A 20139-nucleotide genomic window follows, 5' to 3' on the forward strand; every position below is an offset into this window, starting at 1 on the left:
TTATGATGATTGAATAATCACAATATTGAGAACTAATGATTCCTAAGAAAGCCGTTATCTTTGACCTTGATCAAACCTTACTGGATAGAACAACCTCCTTGAAAAGATTCTTAAGGTGGCAGATCAATTTTTTTCAATTAGTTGCTACCAAGGATAGAGAGTCATTTATCCAACACTTTCTAGAATTAGATGATAATGGCAAGGTCTGGAAAGATAGCGTTTATCAACAACTCATTCATGAGTTTTCAATTGATCATGTTACACATGATATGCTTTTAGCAAGTTATGTTAATGATTTTAATAAATTTTCATGTTGTTTTAAGGATGTAGAAAATACGATTATTAAATTGAAAGAGCAAGGTTATCTGATTGGACTAATTTCTAATGGTAGAACACCCTTTCAAGAGCATAATTTTTATGCCCTAGGTCTGACGGAGTTCTTTTCAAGCATTATTGTTTCTGAGGCTGTTGGACTTAGAAAACCAGACCCTGCAATTTTTCTATTATCTTGTCAGCAGCTTGATGTTCACCCACAAGATTGTATCTTTGTCGGAGATAATGAAGTGGCAGACATACAAGGTGCAAAGGCTGTCGGGATGAAAACCATTTTCTTTCATCCTGATCCATCAATAAGGTCATTAATCGCTGATGCAACGCTACACCACTATACAAACCTGATCGATCTTTTAAAAACCATTTGAATTGAATAAAAACTATAATTAAAACTAAAAAGCCCCGACATCCTGTCGAGACTTTTTTAGATTCTGCAAAGGTATAACTCCTGTCATACCTGATTCCATTCAACACTCATTATTGTTCTTATACGAAACATCCTGTTCCTGATAAAGCCAGATTAAGTTAAAAAGACCACTATCTATAGTCGCTAAAGAGACCAGTACGTGTAAGTCAAAACCGACAACAATAGTTCTTTAGGCTTTTGCTGAATAATCCCTTGCACCAAACAATGCTGTCCCAACCCTGACCATGGTTGAACCCGCTGCAATCGCTGCTTCCAGGTCTGCCGACATGCCCATACTCAAGGTATTCCAGTCTTGCGGCTGTGCATGTTGAGATTTCACCTGATCAAATAATACTTTAGCCTGTGCAAATGCCGCATGATTGTCAGGTGCAGGAATCACCATCAAGCCACGTAAACGGATATTCGGAAGCTGGCTGATGTGCTGAACCAGTTCAGCCACTTGTTCTGGCTGGCAACCATCTTTTGAATCTTGTCCATCAATATTCACTTGTAGACAAATATTTAACGGCGCTTGCGATTCCAGACGCTGGCCAGATAGACGCTCGGCAATAATCAAACGGTCAACCCCATGCACCCAGTCAAATTTTTCAGCCAGATGCTTGGTTTTATTGCGCTGTACATGACCAATAAAATGCCACTCAATCTCCAGATCTTTGAGCTCTTCAATTTTTTCCAAGGCTTCCTGTAGATAGTTTTCACCAAAACAACGCTGTCCCACTGCGTACATGTCTCGTAAGCTTGATGCAGGATGAGTCTTTGAAACGGCTAACAATTGCACAGTCGCAGGATCCCGCTGAACTTGCTGACAGGCGTGTTCTATTTGATTTAAAACAGTTTGGCGGGATTGTTGCGATTGATTCATTGACACAGTTCTCATTTACGAAATGTTTTTTTGCTTTCCCATTCTTTAAGGTGTTGGTAAGCCGGAATGAAAGCCTTATATTATTCTACAAAATAATGAGACTTTTTGAGTTTGTTTCGGGGAAATTATGGATATTACAGAATTACTCGCCTTTTCGGTTAAAAACGGTGCGTCAGATTTACACCTGTCAGCGGGTATGCCTCCGATGATTCGCGTAGATGGTGAAGTCCGTCGTATCAACTTGCCAGCACTGGAACATAAAGATGTACACCGTCTAGTGTACGACATTATGAATGATAAACAACGACGTGATTTTGAAGAAGATCTAGAAACTGACTTTTCATTTGAAGTCCCGAATATTGCCCGTTTCCGTGTCAATGCCTTCAACCAGAACCGTGGCGCTGGTGCCGTGTTCCGTACCATTCCTTCCAAAGTGTTGACGATGGAAGATTTAGGCCTCGGTACAATTTTCAAGGAAATCTGTGATTATCCACGTGGGATTGTGTTGGTGACAGGCCCAACAGGTTCAGGTAAGTCAACCACCCTCGCGGCAATGATCGACTATATTAATGAAAACCGTTATGACCATATCCTCACGGTAGAAGATCCAATCGAATTTGTACACCAGTCGAAGAAATGCCTGATCAACCAGCGTGAAGTACACCGTGATACACATGGCTTTAATGCCGCACTGCGTTCTGCCCTACGTGAAGATCCGGATATTATTCTGGTCGGTGAGATGCGTGACCTGGAAACCATTCGACTAGCATTGACCGCTGCGGAAACAGGACACCTGGTATTTGGTACCTTGCATACCACCTCTGCCGCAAAAACCATTGACCGTGTCATCGACGTATTCCCTGCTGAAGAAAAAGACATGGTGCGTGCCATGTTGTCTGAATCTTTGCAAGCGGTGATTTCACAAACCTTATTGAAAAAGAACGGCGGTGGCCGTGTGGCTGCACATGAAATCATGATCGGGATTCCGGCAATTCGTAACCTTGTGCGTGAAAATAAAGTCGCGCAAATGTACTCAGCGATCCAGACAGGTGCCAACTACGGTATGACCACCTTGGATCAAAGTTTGAAAACACTAGTGTCCAAAGGTTTAATCAGCCCGCAAACGGCACGTACCGTGGCGAAACAGCCTGAGTCATTCCTATAAAAATAAATGGATTAGAGAAATATCATGGACTTTAATGACTTACTCAATTTGATGATTCAGCAGAATGCCTCAGACTTATTTGTCACGGCGGATGTTGAACCTTCAATGAAAATTAACGGGCAGATTGTCCCTGTTTCAAAAACCAAGCTGTCTGGGGAAATTGTCGGTCAACTGGTACAGTCCATCATGACGGACAAACAGCGTAAAGAATTTGCCGATACCCGTGAATGTAACTTCGCGATCATGAATCGCGAAAAAACGGCCCGTTTCCGTGTCAGTGCCTTTCAGCAACGTGATATGCCGGGCATGGTGTTACGTAAGATCGAGACCCACATCCCCACCATGGATGACCTGAAACTGCCTGAAGTACTGAAAGAACTGGCGATGACCAAACGCGGTATCATCATTTTTGTAGGGGCAACAGGTACAGGTAAGTCGACTTCCCTTGCTTCGATGATTGGTTTCCGTAACCAGAATTCCAAAGGTCATATTATTACCATTGAAGACCCGATCGAATTCGTACACCAACATGCAGGTTGCATTGTAACGCAACGCGAAGTCGGCATTGATACCGATTCATTTGAAGTGGCCTTGAAAAATACCCTACGCCAGGCACCGGATGTGATCCTGATTGGTGAGATCCGTTCGCGTGAAACCATGGACTACGCGATTGCCTTCGCAGAAACAGGACACTTGGTACTCGCGACCCTGCACGCCAACAATGCCAACCAGGCATTGGATCGTATTATTCACTTCTTTGAAGCTGATCGTCACAGCCAACTGTATATGGACTTGTCGCTGAACTTAAAAGCGTTAGTGGCGCAGCAGCTAATTCCAACACCTGATGGTAATTCACGTCGTGCTGCGATTGAGATTCTGATTAACACCCCGCTTCTGGCCGACTATATCCGTAAGGGTGAAATTCACGAGATTAAAGATCTGATGAAGCGTTCACGTGAGTTGGGTATGCAGACCTTTGACCAAGCCCTATTCGACCTTTATAAGGCAGGTCAGATCACCTACAAAGATGCCTTAAAGCATGCCGATTCACCAAACGACTTGCGTCTCACCATCAAACTTTCCGAAGAAGGCGCAGACCAGTTATTGAGTGCCAGCCGTAACATTACCTTCGATGGGCAATAGTTCAAACTAAGCCATTAAAAAAAGGGAAGGTTTTTGTAACCTTCCCTTTTTATTTGTTCAATTTTCGTGAACTTTAAAAATGTTAACTCAACTCAGCTTATTTTTTACGATAAGCCTCTTGGCATTCTGCATCACTGCAATAGCCGTAAAGGTTTAAAGAATGGCCCGTTAAGGCAAATTGATGCTTATCAGCAACCGCATGTTGCTCTTGCTCGATAATATCATTTGTAAATTCAACAACTTTGTTACAGTTCAAGCATACAAGGTGATCATGATGATCTTCTTGCATGATTTCAAAAACAGAATGGTTGTTTTCAAAATGGTGACGCTGAATGATACCGGCAGCTTCGAATTGTGTTAACACACGGTAAACCGTTGCTAGACCTACATCTTCACCTTGCTCAAGCAAAGTTTTATAAATATCTTCAGCACTTAAATGATGTTGTTTTGAATTTTCTAATAATTCCAAAATCTTAATACGAGGAAGGGTAACTTTAAGTCCAGCTTTGCGTAAGTCTTGATTGGAAATCGGCATAAAAAAAGGTCTCTCAACAAATCTTAAGTTGGAATAGGCAATAGAGTTTAGATGCAGTATGATCTATCCTTGAACCAAATGCATCATCATTTATCAGGATAGTGTAGCAAAATGCAAAAAATCATGCTGGCGTTGTTCGTCACTTCAGTACTTAGCGGTTGTTCAGTCTTTGGTGTTTATAAAGTCGATATTCCACAGGGAACACCATTAACCAAAGCACAAGCATCTCAAGTACAAGTGGGCATGAGCTTTCAGCAAGTCCGTTTCTTGCTGGGTAGTCCAACAGTGACAGATCCACTGAATCCACAACGTTGGGACTACATCTACAACTACATCCCGGGTACCTATGCGAAAAAAGCAAAAATACCTGCGGCACACGGCCAGCATCTGAAAGTTTATTTTGATGCGAATGGTAATGTCGAACGTCTGGAAGGCTTGGATACGATTCCAGAATCACAACCTGGTTTACCGGCATCAAAAGAAGCGATTTTGACTGCGCCCCCACTATAACGGCTTTGCCGTAAAAAGAAACCCCTCATCGAGAGAATCGTGAGGGGTTTTCTTTATGAGCTTGATGGTCTAAAGCGATTACCCTTGATAAATCGTCCAACCGGATTCTTTTCTGCCCGTTTCCGACGGATATCTTTGGGATTAATGGTTAAGGGACGATAGATTTCGACCCGGTCCCCGGCCTGTAGCACAGTCTCAGCTTCAATCTTGCTACCAAAAACTCCCAAATGTAAAACTTCTGGCAGGCCCACCTGCTCGGCTAAGCCACTGGCATCAATCGCCTGCTGAGCCGTCATTCCCTCACTAAATGCAACCCTAAGATGGAACTGCTGCTCAGGTGTGGTGTAAGCCACCCAGACTTGTTTAATCGGTTCCATTTAGATCACTTGCCCGATCACTGCAATAATCGCGACCACAATTGAAAGGGGTAACACAATACGGATCGCAATACGCCAGAGGTTATAGAACAGCTCATTGCTAAAGCCCATGGCTTTACGCAGATGACTGATCTTCATGATCCAGCCCGCAAACAAGGCATAGATCAGGCAAATGACCAGTCCCCATAGCATCAATACAGTATTAAAAACTTGCTCAACTTGAGGCACTGCCCATACTGCAACGGCTGCAAGTAAAATTGCCCATTGCACTACAATCGCCAGCTGGCGCTGCGCCAGTTGCTCTTTTGCAAACTGGATTAATAAGGCAGCCGACATCAGGGCAGCAAAACCCCAGGCCAACGCAGGCAACTGAGCCTGAATCGAGAAGAAACCAAATGCAATCACGGCAAGCAGTTGAGCTATCCAGATCGGCAACACTGAAGTGGTTGCAGCTTCCTGCTTTTTCACTATCGCCAGACTACTCTGCCAATATAAGCCCAAACCTAGACCACTTGCGACCAAGGCCAGCACGGTGGCATTGCCCCACTCGCTAAACTCCACACCTGTCCAGTGCCAAGCCTGTAACTGGGTTCCCATCACATTAGCAAGAACGAACGCAGCAACCACACCAATGGTGGTCAAAGCAATCAGGAATTGACGAGGAATAAAAGAAAGTGCAAATGCCACAAGCGCAAGAATCGCGAACAGGATCTGACTCGAAATATTAGATGCCAGTTGCGCATTCACCACATGGCTTGCAGTGCTTAACACGCTACCTGCAAAAAACGGGACGAAAACAACTGCTAACCAGCCAACCAGACGCCATTTTGGTGAAGCATCGGCATCACGGGTCAGGCTTGAAAGGGCTTGCAATGCAGTGGTTTGTGAACGCTTTGCTAAAGCGATTTCAAGATAGCCGATTGGCAGTGCCAATAAAATCATGGTCCCTAACCATAGCAACCAGAAATCGAATTGACGATCAATCTGGATACCCACCGTCGGTGCCAATGTGGTAATCATGACAAAAGATAGGCAAAACGCCATCACTGGGGCAAACCAGCGTGACAGAGTTGTGTCCTGCATAATGCATTCCTTGAAAAATCTTTGAACTCATTGCGCTTTATGGTGTTTGCAATGAAATATTCAATCTATTTTGCCTTTCTCACGCTTGAAAATCAAAACAAAAGATCGCAAAAGAAAAAAGCAAATCACCTCGTCAAGATGATTTGCTGCGCACCAGTTATTATTTTATTCATTCGACCCCCTGTATATCACTCATACCAACCTTATTATTTTTTATAACAAGGGATCTTTTTTTATTATCTTATTATTATGAGAAGAATCGAGAAAACCAGTTCTTCCCTTTTTTCTTTTCATTTTCTTTAATAATGCCAATCATATTTTCTTTGACAGCACCGACATAATCGGCATCATCATGACGAATATGATTAATCAACCACTTTGATAGTGCTTCATGTAGCTCACTATCAATTTCCTGCCCCAATTCAAAACGCTGACGATAAGTCTCTATCTTTTTGATAAATAAGTCATGTACCCGTTTATGCGGCACACGATATTTATAATTTGCTTCTTCCTGCAAGCTTTCTTCAAAGGTAAAATGAGACTGGGTATAATCAATAATATTATCCAGAATCCCCTTTAACTTTGCACGATCATCGTCTTCTTTTAATTCATCAATTTCATTAATATAATCTAGAATACGACGATGTTGATCATCGATCACCTCGATTCCTGTATTATATTCGACAGACCATTTCATACCCATATCGAACCCCAAACCATATTTGATTTATTGAATACGGATATAATATCGGTAAAGTATTTAAATAAAAACGCAGCATTTTTGTCAGGTTTGCATTTTTTATTAACAAAACATAATAAACTATTGTTTTATATTTAATTTAATATTTTTACCGATCAAAACACTCAAGTATTTTTTAACCAGCAAGAAAAACTATCTATCTAATTTTATTGATATAACCAGAAAAATGAGCACTAATTTTTTTAATAAAAACAGTTAAAACATATATTCTGGTTATATCTTCGATATTAATATTGGTCTGCTTTAGTGATTCGTTTTAATGCAGGATTTTCTGCCTCGCGGATTAAACGCTCGACGCGGGTTAAAGCATGCAAAATCGGTTTGCCACACTGGAATAAGATCATTTCCCCAGGCTGGTAGGCAGTCCACGCTTCGTTATGCGTTAAAGGTTCTGTGGTAATCACTGCCACACGATCGTCAGGCGTCGTGACCTGACTAAAATCAACTTCGACATCCAGATCAATTAAGTGTGCATGCTGAAAAGGATATTCGCGTACCAGCCAGTGCAATTTGGTGGTGGCATAGCTATACAACGCCTTGCCATTGGACAAGCAAAAATTGAAAGTTCCATGCTCGGCAATTTGTGGAGAGATGCGCTGCAATAGCGAAAAAACTTCTTCTAAACTTGGCTCGGTATAACCAAATGCTTCAACCATCTGATCCAGCAAATAACAAAATGCCAGTTCACTATCGGTATTACCAACCGGTTCGAATCGACCGCTTAATTCAGGTTTAAAGTCATGCAAATCGCCATTATGGGCAAAAATCCAGTGTCGGCCCCACAACTCTCGCAAGAAAGGATGTGAATTTTCTAAATTGATTTTGCCTTGGGTCGCTTTGCGGATATGCGCAATGACATTACGAGACTTGATCGGATAGTTGCGAATCAGATCGGCAATCGGAGATTCGACTGCCGACTGGTTATCGACAAATAGGCGGCAAGCCTTATCTTCAAAGAATGCGATACCAAAACCATCACAATGATCAGACGTGACCCCTGCTCGTTGGGAAAACCCACGAAACGAAAAGGTAATATCTGTCGGGGTAGCACAATTCATTCCTAATAGCTGGCACATATCTTTTAACTATCTAACATCTATGCCTATTGTGCATGAGGTTGAGATCGCTTGTAAATCTGAATATGTGCTCACTATTAGATTAAGAATGATAAAGCACTAACGCTGCACCATTTTGTTCATGACAAAAGACATGGCAATCTTGTTCACTTCCAGAAACACAAAATAATCCAGACATTTAAAGTCTTCATCATAAAATGCCTGTTTTGAAAGTTTCGACTGCATACCCAAATAAGTCTGGAATAGTTTTGGCATGCGCTCATCTTGCGGAAAGCTATAGTCAGGACGTTCTGGTTCAAATATACGCTTTGAGCGGATATCAATACTTTGATGCTCACCCAGTTGCTGAATCTGGCGATGGGTATAATAGGCACGGGCCAGATTATCATCTAAATGGATACTGACACAGCCCATTAAATATTTGGCACGCATTGACCATAATACTTTAGGCACCAGATTCAACCATAGCATGGAGAGTGCTTTACCAGAACGAAATTGAGGGTGAACACAGGTTCGGCCAATTTCTAAAACACTTGGTAAATGAGATAAATGTGGAACAATTTCGAATTCTTGCGCGCTGTAGCTCTGCCCGATTTCATGGCCTTGAAATAATTTCAAACGGGTATAGGCAACAATTTCACCTGTCCATTTCTCACGTAAAACGGCATGTTCACAGCCAAAATCATACAGATCCTGATCTAAACCGTCTTCAAAAGACATGCCAAACTGATGGCTAAATTGCGTGGCTCTAAAACGTTGTACATCTTGTAATTCTTTTAAATTATCCACCCATTCAAAACGGAACTGGTTTTGAGCTGATTTGTGGCGTAAAGGTAAAGTCAATGTCTGGCGATATTGATTTAATTTTTCTAGCATAATGAAAGCTCCTTATGACTAGCTTTACCTTAAGGCGCGTAAATGACATTGAGATGACTAAAACATGAACAACACATGACGAAAAAAAGAGGCCCTATTCAGGCCTCAATTTTTTAATCGACAGAATTAATGCTTGACCCGATTGGTAATTAAAGTCCCTACTCCATGATCGGTAAAGATTTCCAACAAACTTGCATGCGGTACGCGTCCATCAACGATATGCGCACTTACTACACCACCTTTTACCGCATCGAGTGCACAACCGACTTTTGGAATCATGCCACCATAAATCACACCGGTTTCAATCAGACGGTCAACTTCTTGCGTAGTCAGGCCTGTCAACAGGTTCTTATTTTCATCCAGTACACCGCTGATATTGGTCAATAAGATCAGTTTTTCCGCCCCTAAGGCTTCTGCAACCTTTCCAGCCACAAGGTCTGCATTAATATTATAAGTATTGCCCTCTTCATCTACACCCAGCGGTGCAATCACAGGAATAAAATCACTTTGGGTAAACATTTCAAGGACGTCGGTTTTTACACCTGTGACTTCGCCCACCATGCCCAAGTCAATCTGAGAAACGGAACCATCCGCTTCCTGCTTTTCCATCAATAACTTACGCGCACGCAATAGGTTGCCATCTTTACCGGTCAAACCGATGGCACGACCACCATGTTTGTTAATCAGGTTCACGATCGATTTGTTGACACTACCGCCCAATACCATCTCAACCACTTCCATGGTCGCTTCATCGGTTACGCGCATGCCATCAATACGATCAGATTCCTGCCCGAGACGTTTTAATAATGAATCCACTTGTGGACCGCCCCCATGTACAACGATCGGATTTAAACCGACTGTTTTTAATAATACGATATCACGGGCAAATGAGCTTTCCAGTTCAGGATCAGTCATCGCATTACCACCATATTTTACAACCAACGTTTTTCCTGCAAATCGTTGGATATACGGCAAAGCTTCAATCAAAATTTTTGCTTTATCAATGCCGATATGCTCATGTGGCATGCGTCTCTCCTTATTAAGCCTGTGCGAGTTCTTGTGCAATCTGTGGATAATGATCTTGCAACATGGAAACAAACTTCTGGCGAATATCGATTAACCGGTCCGGATTGTCTGCATCGAAGCGGACGGTAAAATATTCACCCGTATTTGATGCTCGAATAATGCCAAAACCATCATCAAAATCAAGTCTTACTCCATCTATTTTACTTAAACGTGCGCCTAGACGGTGACTTAAAATCTCTATTTCATTTAAAACCTGTTGCGGATTGGCATCATGGGTACTGATATAGGTATCTTCTGTACAGTAACGTTCAGGATAAATACTCAGTAATTCAGACAAGCTTTTTGCGGTGGATTGGGTCAGATATTCCATCACCCGCAGGGCCGCATAGAGGCCGTCATCATAGCCATAGCCACGTCCGTCGTTAAAAACATAATGGCCTGCATATTCTCCGCCAAAAACGGCTGCACCTTTGGATTGAGATAAATAGGCCCGTAAGAAGCTGCTGCCGGTACGGATCATTTTAGCCTGACCCGCCAGTTGCTGAACCGTATCCGCCACCATACGCGAGCATTTCACATCAAATACAATTTCTTTTTGCGGATGCTGCTGTAAACAGATTTGTGCAAATAGGGACAACAACCGGTCAGGGCTAATAATATTTGCCTGCTGATCCAGTAATACGACCCGATCACCATCTCCATCCAGTGCAATACCCAGTTCCGCCTGCTCTGACAGGATCACAGCCTGTAACTGTTTTAAATGCTCGGCATGGGAAGGATCAGGTGCATGATCAGGGAAATGTCCATTGGCTTCGCAACGTAATGCGATCACCTCACAGCCTAACTTCTCCAGCACTTGCTTTGCACAACGGCCTGCCGAGCCATGTAAACCATCCAAAGCCACTTTTAAGGGACGTGCCAGATGAATATCATCAATTAAAGACTGTTGGTAAGGTAAACAATATTGAGAAATGATCTGATGCGGGCGAATATCGGCGGAGAAATTTTCATTTGCGGCTGGTTGGGAAATCTGAGCAAGCTGTCCAACGGATTGAATCATCTCTGGACTCGGAGGCTCCCCTTTGACAATCCATTTAATGCCGTTATCGGACTTTGGATTATGACTGGCAGTGACCATAATGCCATTACCCCCAAAATCCCGGGCAATGTAATACATCATTGGCGATGAGCAGCAACCGATATTGGTGACTTGCAATCCTTGTTGCTGAAGAACGTGCTGAATAATTTCAGCATAATGAGGACTACTTAATCGCGCATCATACCCAATCACAACCTGATGCTGTCCAGCATTTTTATAGTGTAACGCCAGGGCATGCGCAATTGAACAAATAATATTTGGCGTGAGATTTGAAAGTTTTCCGCGAATATCGTAGGCACGGAAAATATTCAAAGGAAAAGTTTGTTGTATATTCACAGCAAGCCCCTATTTTTATAATCATTCTGATTATGCAAGATGGCGAAATTATTAAGTAATTAACTAACCCTTGTTCAGAAAAATTAAAATAATTAATCAGTTGCTTTGTAATATACTTTAAACAAACAATCAATATGAAAAATGCAACGTTTCCCAGTAAAACATTGCATTTTAAGTGATATTTACCGGAAACTTATTGTTGGCCGGTATGCCCGAAACCGCCAGCACCACGCTCGGTTGCCACAAATTCACTGACTTGTTCAAACTCGGCTTGTACCACAGGTACCAGCACATATTGTGCCAAACGCTCACCTGGCTCTAAACGGAAGATGTTTTGACCACGGTTCCAGACTGAGACCATCAATTCACCTTGATAATCCGAATCAATCAAACCGACCAGGTTACCTAAAACGATCCCGTGTTTATGACCTAGACCTGAACGCGGCAAAATCAAACCTGCAAAGTTTGGATCTTCGATATAAATCGCCAAACCGGTTTTCACCAGAACCGTTTCACCTGGTGCAATATCAATCGCTGCATCTAAACATGCCCGTAAATCTAAACCTGCCGAACCTGTGGTGGCATAAGAAGGCAAAGCCCACTCTTGACCTAAACGCGTATCTAATACTTTAACTTGGACTTTCATAAAGCTAACCTTTCAAATATAAAACTTCTACTTCCAAAGACTAGAAGATGTAATCAACTAATCTTTTAAATTTTTCATAAAATCTGAATATAAATCCCAATCTGGTTGATAAGTTTCACCAATTTTTATTGGATAAATTTTCTTACCCTTTAAAGCTTGGTTGAGTTTCTTTTTCCAAACAATCGGATTTTTTACATACCAAACCCACTCTTTTCTTGAGTTTCCAGTTACAACTAAAACTAGTTGGCCTAGATCTTTGGTATCTAATTTAGAAATATCTTCTTCAAAAGCAAATTGTGCACCCATAGTTGGAGAATCAGGCATTCCACTCTTATTAATATCTGAGTAATACCAATAAATTCTCAATAAATATGGATAATTCGACTTGACTATACCTTCTGCATATTTGCCACGAAATACTAGAACTTTTCCATTTTCAAAACCTTTTGCAGTAAAATAGGTTTCTTCTGCTGTTACGGTTTGGCTAAAAAACAGCAATGATAGAAAAGTAATAAAAATATATCGCTTCACAAAAAACTATCGTTTCAACAATGCTTTTAAATTGGCAAGATACTGCTGCGCCTGCTCTTTTGGATCGACATTCGGTGCCAGTTTCTTTTTACGGCCATGCCATTCCAGATCGTCTTGCGGCATTTCATCCAGGAAACGACTTGGCGTCATCTGACGCATTTGTCCACCGTTCTTACGCTGTTCAGCCAGTGTCAAAGTTAAGCCCTGACGCGCACGGGTAATGCCCACATACATCAAACGGCGTTCTTCTTCGATGGTTTCCGATGCAATCGAGTTCTTATGCGGTAACAGTTCTTCTTCCAGACCGATCATATACACATAAGGGAACTCCAGACCCTTTGCCGCATGCAACGTCAACAAGTTCACCTTATCGGTGTCTTCTTCTTCCTGTTGCTGCTCGAGCATATCCAGCAATACCAGTTTGCGAATTACACTTTCAATATTTTTCTCATCGACATCATCGGTTCGATTTAACAGATTTTGAATACTGCTATACAAACTTTCGATACTGTCGAGCTTGGTTTTTTCCTGAGCAGGTGTCGCCGCCTGTTCGCGGATATAATCGATATAGCCCGCTTCATTGATCATTTGACGAACCTTTGGCATCGGCTCATCATCATCAAGCAACTCACGGGTAAATGTCGCGATAAAATCTGCAAACTCATGCAATTGGGTGGCCGCTTTCTTCGGCAACACCATGCTTAGACGCTGGTCAGACGATGCCGTAAGCAAAGACAGGGTATTTTCCTGGGCAAATAAACCGAGTTTTTCCAAAGTCACCGGGCCAATGGCACGTTTTGGCGTATTAATAATACGCAAGAATGCACTGTCATCTTCAGGGTTAATGATAAGACGCAAATAGCTCATCACATCCTTAATCTCGGCACGCGCGAAGAAGGACTGACCACCCGACAATTTATAAGGAATCTGCATCTGGCGCAGTTGGGTTTCAATCACGCGGGCCTGGAAGTTACCACGATACAAGATCGCATAATCTTTCCAGTTTTTACCGTTCATCAATTTATGCGTGATCAGGTCTTTCACCACGCGCTCTGCTTCATCATCGTCATTTAGGCAGGTAATCACGCGAATACTTTCGCCATGCCCTTTATCACTCCACAATTTCTTGTCGAAAATATGCGGGTTATTCTCAATTACGGCATTGGCCGCTTTTAAAATACGGCTGGTCGAACGATAGTTCTGCTCAAGCTTAATCACTTTGAGATTATGGAAGTCTTCTTTCAATAACGCCATATTTTCAGGCTTGGCACCACGCCATGCATAAATCGACTGGTCATCATCCCCTACGGCAGTGAACTGCCCCATCACCCCAACCAATAGCTTGACCAGAGTATATTGCGCAGTGTTGGTATCCTGATATTCATCCACCAGCAAATAGCGAACACGGTTTTGCCACTTATCCCGTACTTCAGCATTTTCCTGAAGCAAACGGGTCGGCATCACAATCAGGTCATCAAAGTCTACCGCGTTATATGCACGTAAGTTACGCTCATACAGCTGATAAAGATGGGCAAACTGGACGTCTTCAACCGTTTCACAAGTTGAATGGGCTTGTTCTGGAACGATCAGGTCGTTTTTCCAGTCCGAAATTTTCTTCATTGCCTTGGCCAGCAGTTCTTTACTTTCTGCCCCTGACAAGTTGTCACGCTGCATCAAATCCATCAGGATTCGCTTACAGTCGTCCGCATCTAAAATAGAAAAGTTGTTTTTAAGCGGTAAATGTTTTAGTTCAAGACGAAGTAAATTCAAACCAAAGGTATGGAAGGTCGAAACCGAAAGTCCTTTTGCTTCTTCACGTGACAGTAATTTACCGACACGCTCTTTCATTTCACGTGCGGCCTTATTAGTAAAGGTCATTGCGGTAATACGGTAGGCTGGAATGCCACATTGCTGTACCAGGAAAGCCACTTTTCGGGTAATCACCGATGTTTTACCCGAACCTGCACCTGCGAGTACCAACAAAGGCCCCTGAACATATTTCATGGCTTCAAGTTGCTTGTCATTAAGTTGACTGGCAGATGACATTGGTTATTCCTCTCTCGTTTCCGAGCCTGATTTTTCGAGCACAATTATAGACATCTATGTTTTAGAAACCCAATAGTAAATCCAGGGATATGTATAAATTATGATGTCTTGTACAAATGCTGCGCCACGGCTTGTCGCCTGACTGGATCGACAATAAAAAAACCACCCGAAGGTGGTTTTTAGAAATCAGTAAAAATTACTGTTTTGCATAAATGCTGATTTCTACACGACGGTTTTGCTCTTTACCAGCAGCAGTCGCGTTTGAAGCGATCGGGTTAGAAGAACCATAACCTTGCGCATCGATACGGCTAGAAGATACGCCTTGACCAGCTAAGTAGTTCTTCACTGATTGCGCACGTGCTTGAGATAATGGGATGTTGATTGAATCGTTACCGGTATTATCTGTATAACCCGTTACCAAGATCGCACTCTTGTTATCTTCACCTAAAGTTTGCGCTACTTTGTTTAAAGTGCTGTAGAAGTTAGGTTTGATGTTTGATTTGTTGGTATCAAAAGTAATGCTACCTGGCATGATTAACTGAACAGAACCATCTGGGTTACGGCCTACTTCTACGCCAGTACCAGCCATTTGCTCACGTAATTTTTTCTCTTTATTGTCGAGATATAAACCACCAGCAGCACCAAGCACAGCACCGATTGCCGCAGCACGGTTGTTTTGTTTACTTGTATTTGCGTTACCTTTAGATACGCCATAACCTGCTGCTGCACCAATTAATGCACCTAAAGCAGATTTGTCATATTCAACGCCACCGATGTTATTACCAGTCGTTTGGCAACCAGAAAGTACCAATCCAGCCCCTACGAGTGTTGAAATTACTAATGCACGCATTGCGTAGCTCCTGTCTATGTATTTTGTTGTCTGGACAAATAATGAATGAGAAAACGGTCCTAGACCATTGATATTTTGTTAATAATAAACACTTTATTTGTATTTTTGTAATATTTTGATGCATTTTACTTGAATAAAGCATCACAATTTCTTCATGTTTATGCTTTTCACACAATATTTTTTTTATGTGACACTCATCACATGGATACCTTTTCTGATCTCAATCTGGGAAAACCGGTATTTAATCGGAAAAAGTAGCATTATGCCGTTTAAATATATAAAAATTGTCAACATCTGAAAATATACAGTTGTATTTCAACATCTGTTGTTTATAGTTGGAACATCTCATTTTTCAAACCTCTGCACTCAAGGCTCGATTTATGTCTAACGCCAATAAAAAAGCGTCCTTATTGCAAAAAGTCAGTAAAGGATTAACCGTTAGTTCAGTGATTACAGGCAGTACATTTTTTCATGGTCCTCCTGTCCTGGCATTAGGTTTAACCAAATTATTTAAAAAATCATCAAAAGTAGACGAAACCAATATTCAGATCACCAACAGCTGGCTCGGGGTAAATAACTGGTTAATTGACAATGTATTGCCAGATCTACACTGGGATATCAGCATTGATGAAAGCCTTGACCTGAATTTGCAGGGCCGATATATGATGATCTGCAACCATCAAAGCTGGGTCGATACCACAGTCAATCAATATTTTGGCCTAACCCGTATGCCGCTGACCCGCTTCTTTACCAAATGGGAACTCATTTTTATTCCATTTGTCGGGCAGGCATTCAAAATCCTCGGCTTCCCGATGATGAAACGTCACACCAAAGAGCAAATCGCAAAGAATCCGGAACTCAAATCGCGTGATATGCTGGAAGCACGTAAAGCCTGTGAACAGTTACTCAGTCAACCGTTTACCTTACTGAATTATTTAGAAGGGACTCGCTTTACCCCTGAAAAACATACTGCACAGCAATCGCCTTATCAGAACCTGCTTAAACCTAAAGCCGGTGGTCTGGCTTTAGCACTGAATATTCTCGGCGATAAAATTGATGCTTTGGTCGACATGACCATTGTTTATCCAGACGGTGCGCCGGGTTACGGCGAATTCTGGCTCGGTGATGTGTCTCGTATCGCTGTAGATTTACGTAAGATTGAAATTCCAGACTGGGTACTGGGTGGTCATTATGAAGATGACCCGGTTTACCGTGAGCGCTTCCAGAAATGGGTGGACCAGATCTGGACTGAAAAAGACCAGCTGATTAGCCAGATGAAAGCCAGATACCAGCAATAGTTGCACAAGGAATTGTAGTAAGACATGACCCAGCCGGACTCAGGAAACAACTCTAAATATAACTATGTCAATCCGAACAGCAAGTTCTTCAAGCTGTTTCTGGTCTATGACATTTTTATGGTCTTTATTATTGTTTTTAACCTGTTCTGCTTGGGCATGAACTTTTTCCTGATGAGCAATATCGGGAGCTGGTTTTTTAATACCATCCAGCTTCCGGCAGTACTGGAGTTTTACCGGACTCACCTACACCCGTGGGTGATTACCACCGAAGCCTGGTTTATTATCTTTTTAATTGTTGAACTGGTGATTCGCTGGTTTCTGTCGATTGTGCAAAAACACCATGCACGCTGGTGGTTCTTTCCTTTTGTGCACTGGTATGAAATTCTGGCGATCATTCCCTATTTCCGTTTTTTACGTTTGTTCCGTGCAGGCGTGATTGCTTACCGTTTATATGAACTCGGCTATAAAGTGGTACCAGACGGCATCCGCATCAAAGCCGTGTTTTATTATCGCGTGGTCATGGAAGAATTATCAGATCGTGTCGTGATTACCGTAATTGACGGAATCCGCCATGAACTACAAACCAGTTCGCATCATAAAAAAATTATTCATGATCTGGTCGATCATCATCGACAACTGTTTACGGTGACCTTGGCCTCGATGCTACAGGAGTCGCTTGCTGCAGCATTACAACAACAGCAACCTCTGATTACCCAGAAAGTGGGCGTTATTGTCAATCAGGCCATTGAAGATACGCCGGAACTGACGCAACTGTTACGCTTGATCCCGATTGTTGGGGGAAGAATCGAACAACAGATTCAAAGTATTGGTCAACGTTTAGGTGAAAATATCACCGCTGGTTTGATTGATCCTTTTATAGCGGGATCAGCTCAACGGCCAAATGCAAATTATCAATATATTGCCGAGCAGGTCAGCCAGTTGAATATTGATAATCAATATCTGGAAGAACTGGTCGAATCGGTAGTATTTGAAAGTCTGGAAGCGATCAGAAAACAAGTAAAAGTGAAGCAATGGCAGCAAACTTTGCAAGAATCTGATCAATTGGATAAAAAAGCAGAATGATTACAAGAAAAATTACCAATCGAGCTAGAGAATTCGTGTAATTTGTTCTAGCATTTGCTTTTATTTACAACTGCTTTAACACATATAGAGCGCTTAAAAAGCCCTGAAGGATAAATTATGGCTGATATACGGATTACGGGCAGAATGGTGAATTTTAGTCGACTTACGTTCGACACAAATGACCATAATGCAATCCGACAGCAACTTACCAGCACCCTGAATGAAGGTTCCTATATCGGTACCCTGGTCATTATTGACAGTACGGTTGAGCAAGAACTGATTGCCTTGATTCAGCTCTTGATTGATCTAGGTTTACAACCGATGGCAGTGATTGACGGCATCTTGGGTGATGAAGCCCGCGCCATTCAATTCCCGGTTCTACCTGTCGATCAGCCGTTGCAACGTATCAAGGCCTCAAAAGAACAGGTGGTTGATCCTGCTCCGGCAAAAGCCGCAGATAATTCAGCAATACAAACACCACAAAAAAACACATCGAATGCCTATATCAGCTCGTATCATGATGAAATTTTGCGTACAGGCCAATGTTTGGTGCAAGATCAGGGTGATATCATTTTAAATGCAGGCATGAATAGTGGTTCGGAAGTGATTGCATCTGGAAATATTCACATTTATGGCAATGCTCGTGGTAGAGTCATTGCTGGTGCAGGTGGACAAGCTGCAGCACGTATTTTCTGCCATTCGCTAGAAGCCGAACTCATCTCGATTGCAGGGACCTATTGTGTAGCCGATGATATTCCCAAAGATATGATCAAAAAGTCTGTACATATTTATTTAAATAACAAGCAAGAACTTGAATTTGAGGCCTTGCAGTTTTAATTTATCTCATTAAACACCAAAAAAGCCCTTTTAGGGGCGTATGACCATAAATAGGAGTGGATTCGGTGGCCAAAATTGTTGTCGTAACGTCAGGCAAAGGTGGTGTAGGTAAAACTACAACAAGTGCATCTTTTGCAACAGGTTTAGCCCTACGTGGTCATAAAACTGTTGTGATCGATTTCGATGTGGGTTTACGTAATCTTGATTTGATCATGGGCTGCGAACGCCGTGTAGTTTATGACTTTGTCAATGTCATCAATAATGAAGCTCGCTTACAACAAGCACTCATCCGTGATAAAGATATTGAAAACTTATATATTCTCCCTGCGTCACAAACCCGCGATAAAGATGCGTTGAGTGATGATGGTGTAGCACGTGTGATCGACGAACTTTCGCAAGAATTCGATTACATCATTTGTGACTCGCCTGCGGGTATCGAACGTGGTGCGATTCTAGCCATGTATCATGCCGATGAAGCAATCATTGTGACCAACCCTGAAATCTCATCAGTACGTGACTCTGACCGTATTATTGGTATGCTTGATAGCAAAACCAAAAAAGTTGAACAAAACGAAGGTCGTATCCGTAAGCATTTATGTATCACCCGTTTCAATCCGGAACGTGCGGATAAGCAGGAAATGTTAACGATCGACGATATTTCTAAAGATATTTTACGTGTGCCGACTTTAGGGGTAATTCCTGAGTGCCCAAGCGTACTTCAAGCATCAAACGAAGGTAAACCAGTGATTCTGTATTCAGAAGAAAAAGCTGGACAAGCTTATGATGACTTAGTGGCTCGCTTCCTTGGCGAAGACCGTCCTTATCGACACATTGCAGTACAGCCAAAAGGTTGGTTAGCTAGACTATTTGGAGCGTAATTATGGCAGGATTCTGGAGTAAACTTTTTAGCAGTGATGAAAAACCATCAAGTGCACAAACTGCCAAAGATCGTTTAAAAGTTATTGTTGCATCTGAACAAGGCTTGGGCCGTCGCTTAGGCCAGGACAAAATCGACCAAATGAAAAAAGAAATCATGCAGGTTGTGAGTCGTTATGTTCGTGGGGTGGATGAACAGCATATTCAAATGCAGGTTCGTTCAGAAGCAAACATTGAAATGCTAGAAATGAATATCAATTTACCTGAAGATCGTTAGAAGTTTTTTCATTAGCGATTTTTCGTAAATAAGGGCAAAATACGTCGCAGAATTTGAAAAGTATGACTTTTCTCATCCTGCCTCATA

General features: G+C 42.1%; 22 protein-coding genes. 9 read left to right on the forward strand and 13 right to left on the reverse strand.

Going from position 1 to position 20139, the window contains the following annotated elements; genetic code table 11:
• Positions 1–35: 35 nt before the first annotated feature.
• Positions 36–701 (forward strand): HAD family hydrolase, encoded by a 666-nt coding sequence (locus JO943_RS05955; protein WP_202740258.1) that lies wholly within the window; start codon positions 36–38, stop codon positions 699–701.
• Positions 702–929: 228 nt separating this feature from the next.
• Here the strand turns inward: JO943_RS05955 and JO943_RS05960 are convergent, their stop codons facing one another.
• The gene (locus JO943_RS05960; RefSeq protein WP_202740259.1) at positions 930–1622 is read right to left on the reverse strand and encodes a YggS family pyridoxal phosphate-dependent enzyme; all 693 of its coding nucleotides are present in this window, start codon (positions 1620–1622) and stop codon (positions 930–932) included.
• Between the two features lie 127 nt (positions 1623–1749).
• Between JO943_RS05960 and JO943_RS05965 the strand changes: the two genes are divergently transcribed.
• Positions 1750–2787, forward strand: a complete 1038-nt coding sequence (locus JO943_RS05965; protein ID WP_004770978.1) for a type IV pilus twitching motility protein PilT — start codon at positions 1750–1752, stop codon at positions 2785–2787.
• Between the two features lie 24 nt (positions 2788–2811).
• Positions 2812–3930: a PilT/PilU family type 4a pilus ATPase gene (locus JO943_RS05970; RefSeq protein WP_004770977.1), complete on the forward strand. Its 1119-nt coding sequence runs from the start codon at positions 2812–2814 to the stop codon at positions 3928–3930.
• A 97-nt stretch (positions 3931–4027) separates the two neighbouring features.
• Here the strand turns inward: JO943_RS05970 and fur are convergent, their stop codons facing one another.
• Complete coding sequence (gene fur, locus JO943_RS05975; protein WP_004770976.1) at positions 4028–4465, reverse strand: ferric iron uptake transcriptional regulator; 438 nt, start codon at positions 4463–4465, stop codon at positions 4028–4030.
• A 111-nt stretch (positions 4466–4576) separates the two neighbouring features.
• Between fur and JO943_RS05980 the strand changes: the two genes are divergently transcribed.
• Entirely contained in the window at positions 4577–4975 is a 399-nt protein-coding gene (locus JO943_RS05980; protein WP_004655148.1) for an outer membrane protein assembly factor BamE, read from the forward strand.
• Positions 4976–5028: 53 nt separating this feature from the next.
• Here the strand turns inward: JO943_RS05980 and JO943_RS05985 are convergent, their stop codons facing one another.
• The 11 genes from JO943_RS05985 to JO943_RS06035 form a co-directional block, all read right to left on the reverse strand.
• Positions 5029–5352 (reverse strand): RnfH family protein, encoded by a 324-nt coding sequence (locus JO943_RS05985; protein WP_199949218.1) that lies wholly within the window; start codon positions 5350–5352, stop codon positions 5029–5031.
• On the reverse strand, positions 5353–6435 hold the full coding sequence (locus JO943_RS05990; RefSeq protein WP_202740260.1) for a hypothetical protein: 1083 nt from the start codon (positions 6433–6435) through the stop codon (positions 5353–5355).
• 247 nt (positions 6436–6682) lie between these two features.
• A complete protein-coding gene (locus JO943_RS05995; protein WP_004770972.1) occupies positions 6683–7138 on the reverse strand; it encodes a bacteriohemerythrin in 456 nt (151 codons plus the stop codon).
• Between the two features lie 284 nt (positions 7139–7422).
• On the reverse strand, positions 7423–8271 hold the full coding sequence (locus JO943_RS06000; protein WP_032871790.1) for a class II glutamine amidotransferase: 849 nt from the start codon (positions 8269–8271) through the stop codon (positions 7423–7425).
• A 99-nt stretch (positions 8272–8370) separates the two neighbouring features.
• Entirely contained in the window at positions 8371–9147 is a 777-nt protein-coding gene (locus JO943_RS06005; RefSeq protein ID WP_202740261.1) for a GNAT family N-acetyltransferase, read from the reverse strand.
• Positions 9148–9273: 126 nt separating this feature from the next.
• Positions 9274–10173 (reverse strand): acetylglutamate kinase, encoded by a 900-nt coding sequence (argB, locus tag JO943_RS06010; protein ID WP_032867880.1) that lies wholly within the window; start codon positions 10171–10173, stop codon positions 9274–9276.
• Positions 10174–10186: 13 nt separating this feature from the next.
• The gene (locus JO943_RS06015; protein WP_202740262.1) at positions 10187–11608 is read right to left on the reverse strand and encodes a phosphomannomutase/phosphoglucomutase; all 1422 of its coding nucleotides are present in this window, start codon (positions 11606–11608) and stop codon (positions 10187–10189) included.
• A 193-nt stretch (positions 11609–11801) separates the two neighbouring features.
• The gene (dut, locus tag JO943_RS06020) at positions 11802–12254 is read right to left on the reverse strand and encodes a dUTP diphosphatase (RefSeq protein WP_202740263.1); all 453 of its coding nucleotides are present in this window, start codon (positions 12252–12254) and stop codon (positions 11802–11804) included.
• Between the two features lie 57 nt (positions 12255–12311).
• The gene (locus JO943_RS06025) at positions 12312–12785 is read right to left on the reverse strand and encodes a DUF695 domain-containing protein (RefSeq protein ID WP_202740264.1); all 474 of its coding nucleotides are present in this window, start codon (positions 12783–12785) and stop codon (positions 12312–12314) included.
• Positions 12786–12791: 6 nt separating this feature from the next.
• The gene (gene rep / locus JO943_RS06030; protein ID WP_005229067.1) at positions 12792–14831 is read right to left on the reverse strand and encodes a DNA helicase Rep; all 2040 of its coding nucleotides are present in this window, start codon (positions 14829–14831) and stop codon (positions 12792–12794) included.
• A gap of 196 nt (positions 14832–15027) precedes the next feature.
• Complete coding sequence (locus JO943_RS06035; protein ID WP_004770962.1) at positions 15028–15681, reverse strand: OmpA family protein; 654 nt, start codon at positions 15679–15681, stop codon at positions 15028–15030.
• A gap of 380 nt (positions 15682–16061) precedes the next feature.
• Between JO943_RS06035 and JO943_RS06040 the strand changes: the two genes are divergently transcribed.
• The 5 genes from JO943_RS06040 to minE all read left to right on the forward strand — a co-directional run bounded on the left by JO943_RS06040 (position 16062) and on the right by minE (position 20052).
• The gene (locus JO943_RS06040; RefSeq protein ID WP_005283989.1) at positions 16062–16979 is read left to right on the forward strand and encodes an acyltransferase; all 918 of its coding nucleotides are present in this window, start codon (positions 16062–16064) and stop codon (positions 16977–16979) included.
• A 24-nt stretch (positions 16980–17003) separates the two neighbouring features.
• A complete protein-coding gene (locus JO943_RS06045; RefSeq protein WP_202740265.1) occupies positions 17004–18062 on the forward strand; it encodes a preprotein translocase subunit SecA in 1059 nt (352 codons plus the stop codon).
• 117 nt (positions 18063–18179) lie between these two features.
• Positions 18180–18899 carry a septum site-determining protein MinC gene (gene minC, locus JO943_RS06050; protein ID WP_005283982.1) on the forward strand — a complete coding sequence of 240 codons (720 nt, stop codon included), beginning with the start codon at positions 18180–18182 and terminating at the stop codon, positions 18897–18899.
• A 65-nt stretch (positions 18900–18964) separates the two neighbouring features.
• Positions 18965–19777 carry a septum site-determining protein MinD gene (gene minD / locus JO943_RS06055; protein ID WP_032871786.1) on the forward strand — a complete coding sequence of 271 codons (813 nt, stop codon included), beginning with the start codon at positions 18965–18967 and terminating at the stop codon, positions 19775–19777.
• A 2-nt stretch (positions 19778–19779) separates the two neighbouring features.
• Positions 19780–20052: a cell division topological specificity factor MinE gene (gene minE / locus JO943_RS06060; protein ID WP_004655180.1), complete on the forward strand. Its 273-nt coding sequence runs from the start codon at positions 19780–19782 to the stop codon at positions 20050–20052.
• Positions 20053–20139 lie beyond the last annotated feature (87 nt).

This window comes from Acinetobacter sp. 'aerobic (ED)', assembly GCF_904886855.1.
Taxonomy (GTDB): domain Bacteria; phylum Pseudomonadota; class Gammaproteobacteria; order Pseudomonadales; family Moraxellaceae; genus Acinetobacter; species Acinetobacter courvalinii.

What these genes read in the sequence shown, in the direction of transcription:
- JO943_RS06005 (WP_202740261.1), bottom strand. Translation starts at nt 9,147, where the DNA reads ATGCTAGAAAAATTAAATCAATATCGCCAGACATTGACTTTACCTTTA.
- minE (WP_004655180.1), top strand. Translation starts at nt 19,780, where the DNA reads ATGGCAGGATTCTGGAGTAAACTTTTTAGCAGTGATGAAAAACCATCA.
- JO943_RS06040 (WP_005283989.1), top strand. Translation starts at nt 16,062, where the DNA reads ATGTCTAACGCCAATAAAAAAGCGTCCTTATTGCAAAAAGTCAGTAAA.
- fur (WP_004770976.1), bottom strand. Translation starts at nt 4,465, where the DNA reads ATGCCGATTTCCAATCAAGACTTACGCAAAGCTGGACTTAAAGTTACC.
- JO943_RS05990 (WP_202740260.1), bottom strand. Translation starts at nt 6,435, where the DNA reads ATGCAGGACACAACTCTGTCACGCTGGTTTGCCCCAGTGATGGCGTTT.
- JO943_RS05980 (WP_004655148.1), top strand. Translation starts at nt 4,577, where the DNA reads ATGCAAAAAATCATGCTGGCGTTGTTCGTCACTTCAGTACTTAGCGGT.
- JO943_RS05970 (WP_004770977.1), top strand. Translation starts at nt 2,812, where the DNA reads ATGGACTTTAATGACTTACTCAATTTGATGATTCAGCAGAATGCCTCA.
- rep (WP_005229067.1), bottom strand. Translation starts at nt 14,831, where the DNA reads ATGTCATCTGCCAGTCAACTTAATGACAAGCAACTTGAAGCCATGAAA.
- JO943_RS05965 (WP_004770978.1), top strand. Translation starts at nt 1,750, where the DNA reads ATGGATATTACAGAATTACTCGCCTTTTCGGTTAAAAACGGTGCGTCA.
- dut (WP_202740263.1), bottom strand. Translation starts at nt 12,254, where the DNA reads ATGAAAGTCCAAGTTAAAGTATTAGATACGCGTTTAGGTCAAGAGTGG.
- JO943_RS05995 (WP_004770972.1), bottom strand. Translation starts at nt 7,138, where the DNA reads ATGGGTATGAAATGGTCTGTCGAATATAATACAGGAATCGAGGTGATC.
- JO943_RS06000 (WP_032871790.1), bottom strand. Translation starts at nt 8,271, where the DNA reads ATGTGCCAGCTATTAGGAATGAATTGTGCTACCCCGACAGATATTACC.
- minC (WP_005283982.1), top strand. Translation starts at nt 18,180, where the DNA reads ATGGCTGATATACGGATTACGGGCAGAATGGTGAATTTTAGTCGACTT.
- JO943_RS05960 (WP_202740259.1), bottom strand. Translation starts at nt 1,622, where the DNA reads ATGAATCAATCGCAACAATCCCGCCAAACTGTTTTAAATCAAATAGAA.
- argB (WP_032867880.1), bottom strand. Translation starts at nt 10,173, where the DNA reads ATGCCACATGAGCATATCGGCATTGATAAAGCAAAAATTTTGATTGAA.
- JO943_RS05985 (WP_199949218.1), bottom strand. Translation starts at nt 5,352, where the DNA reads ATGGAACCGATTAAACAAGTCTGGGTGGCTTACACCACACCTGAGCAG.
- JO943_RS06035 (WP_004770962.1), bottom strand. Translation starts at nt 15,681, where the DNA reads ATGCGTGCATTAGTAATTTCAACACTCGTAGGGGCTGGATTGGTACTT.
- JO943_RS06045 (WP_202740265.1), top strand. Translation starts at nt 17,004, where the DNA reads ATGACCCAGCCGGACTCAGGAAACAACTCTAAATATAACTATGTCAAT.
- JO943_RS05955 (WP_202740258.1), top strand. Translation starts at nt 36, where the DNA reads ATGATTCCTAAGAAAGCCGTTATCTTTGACCTTGATCAAACCTTACTG.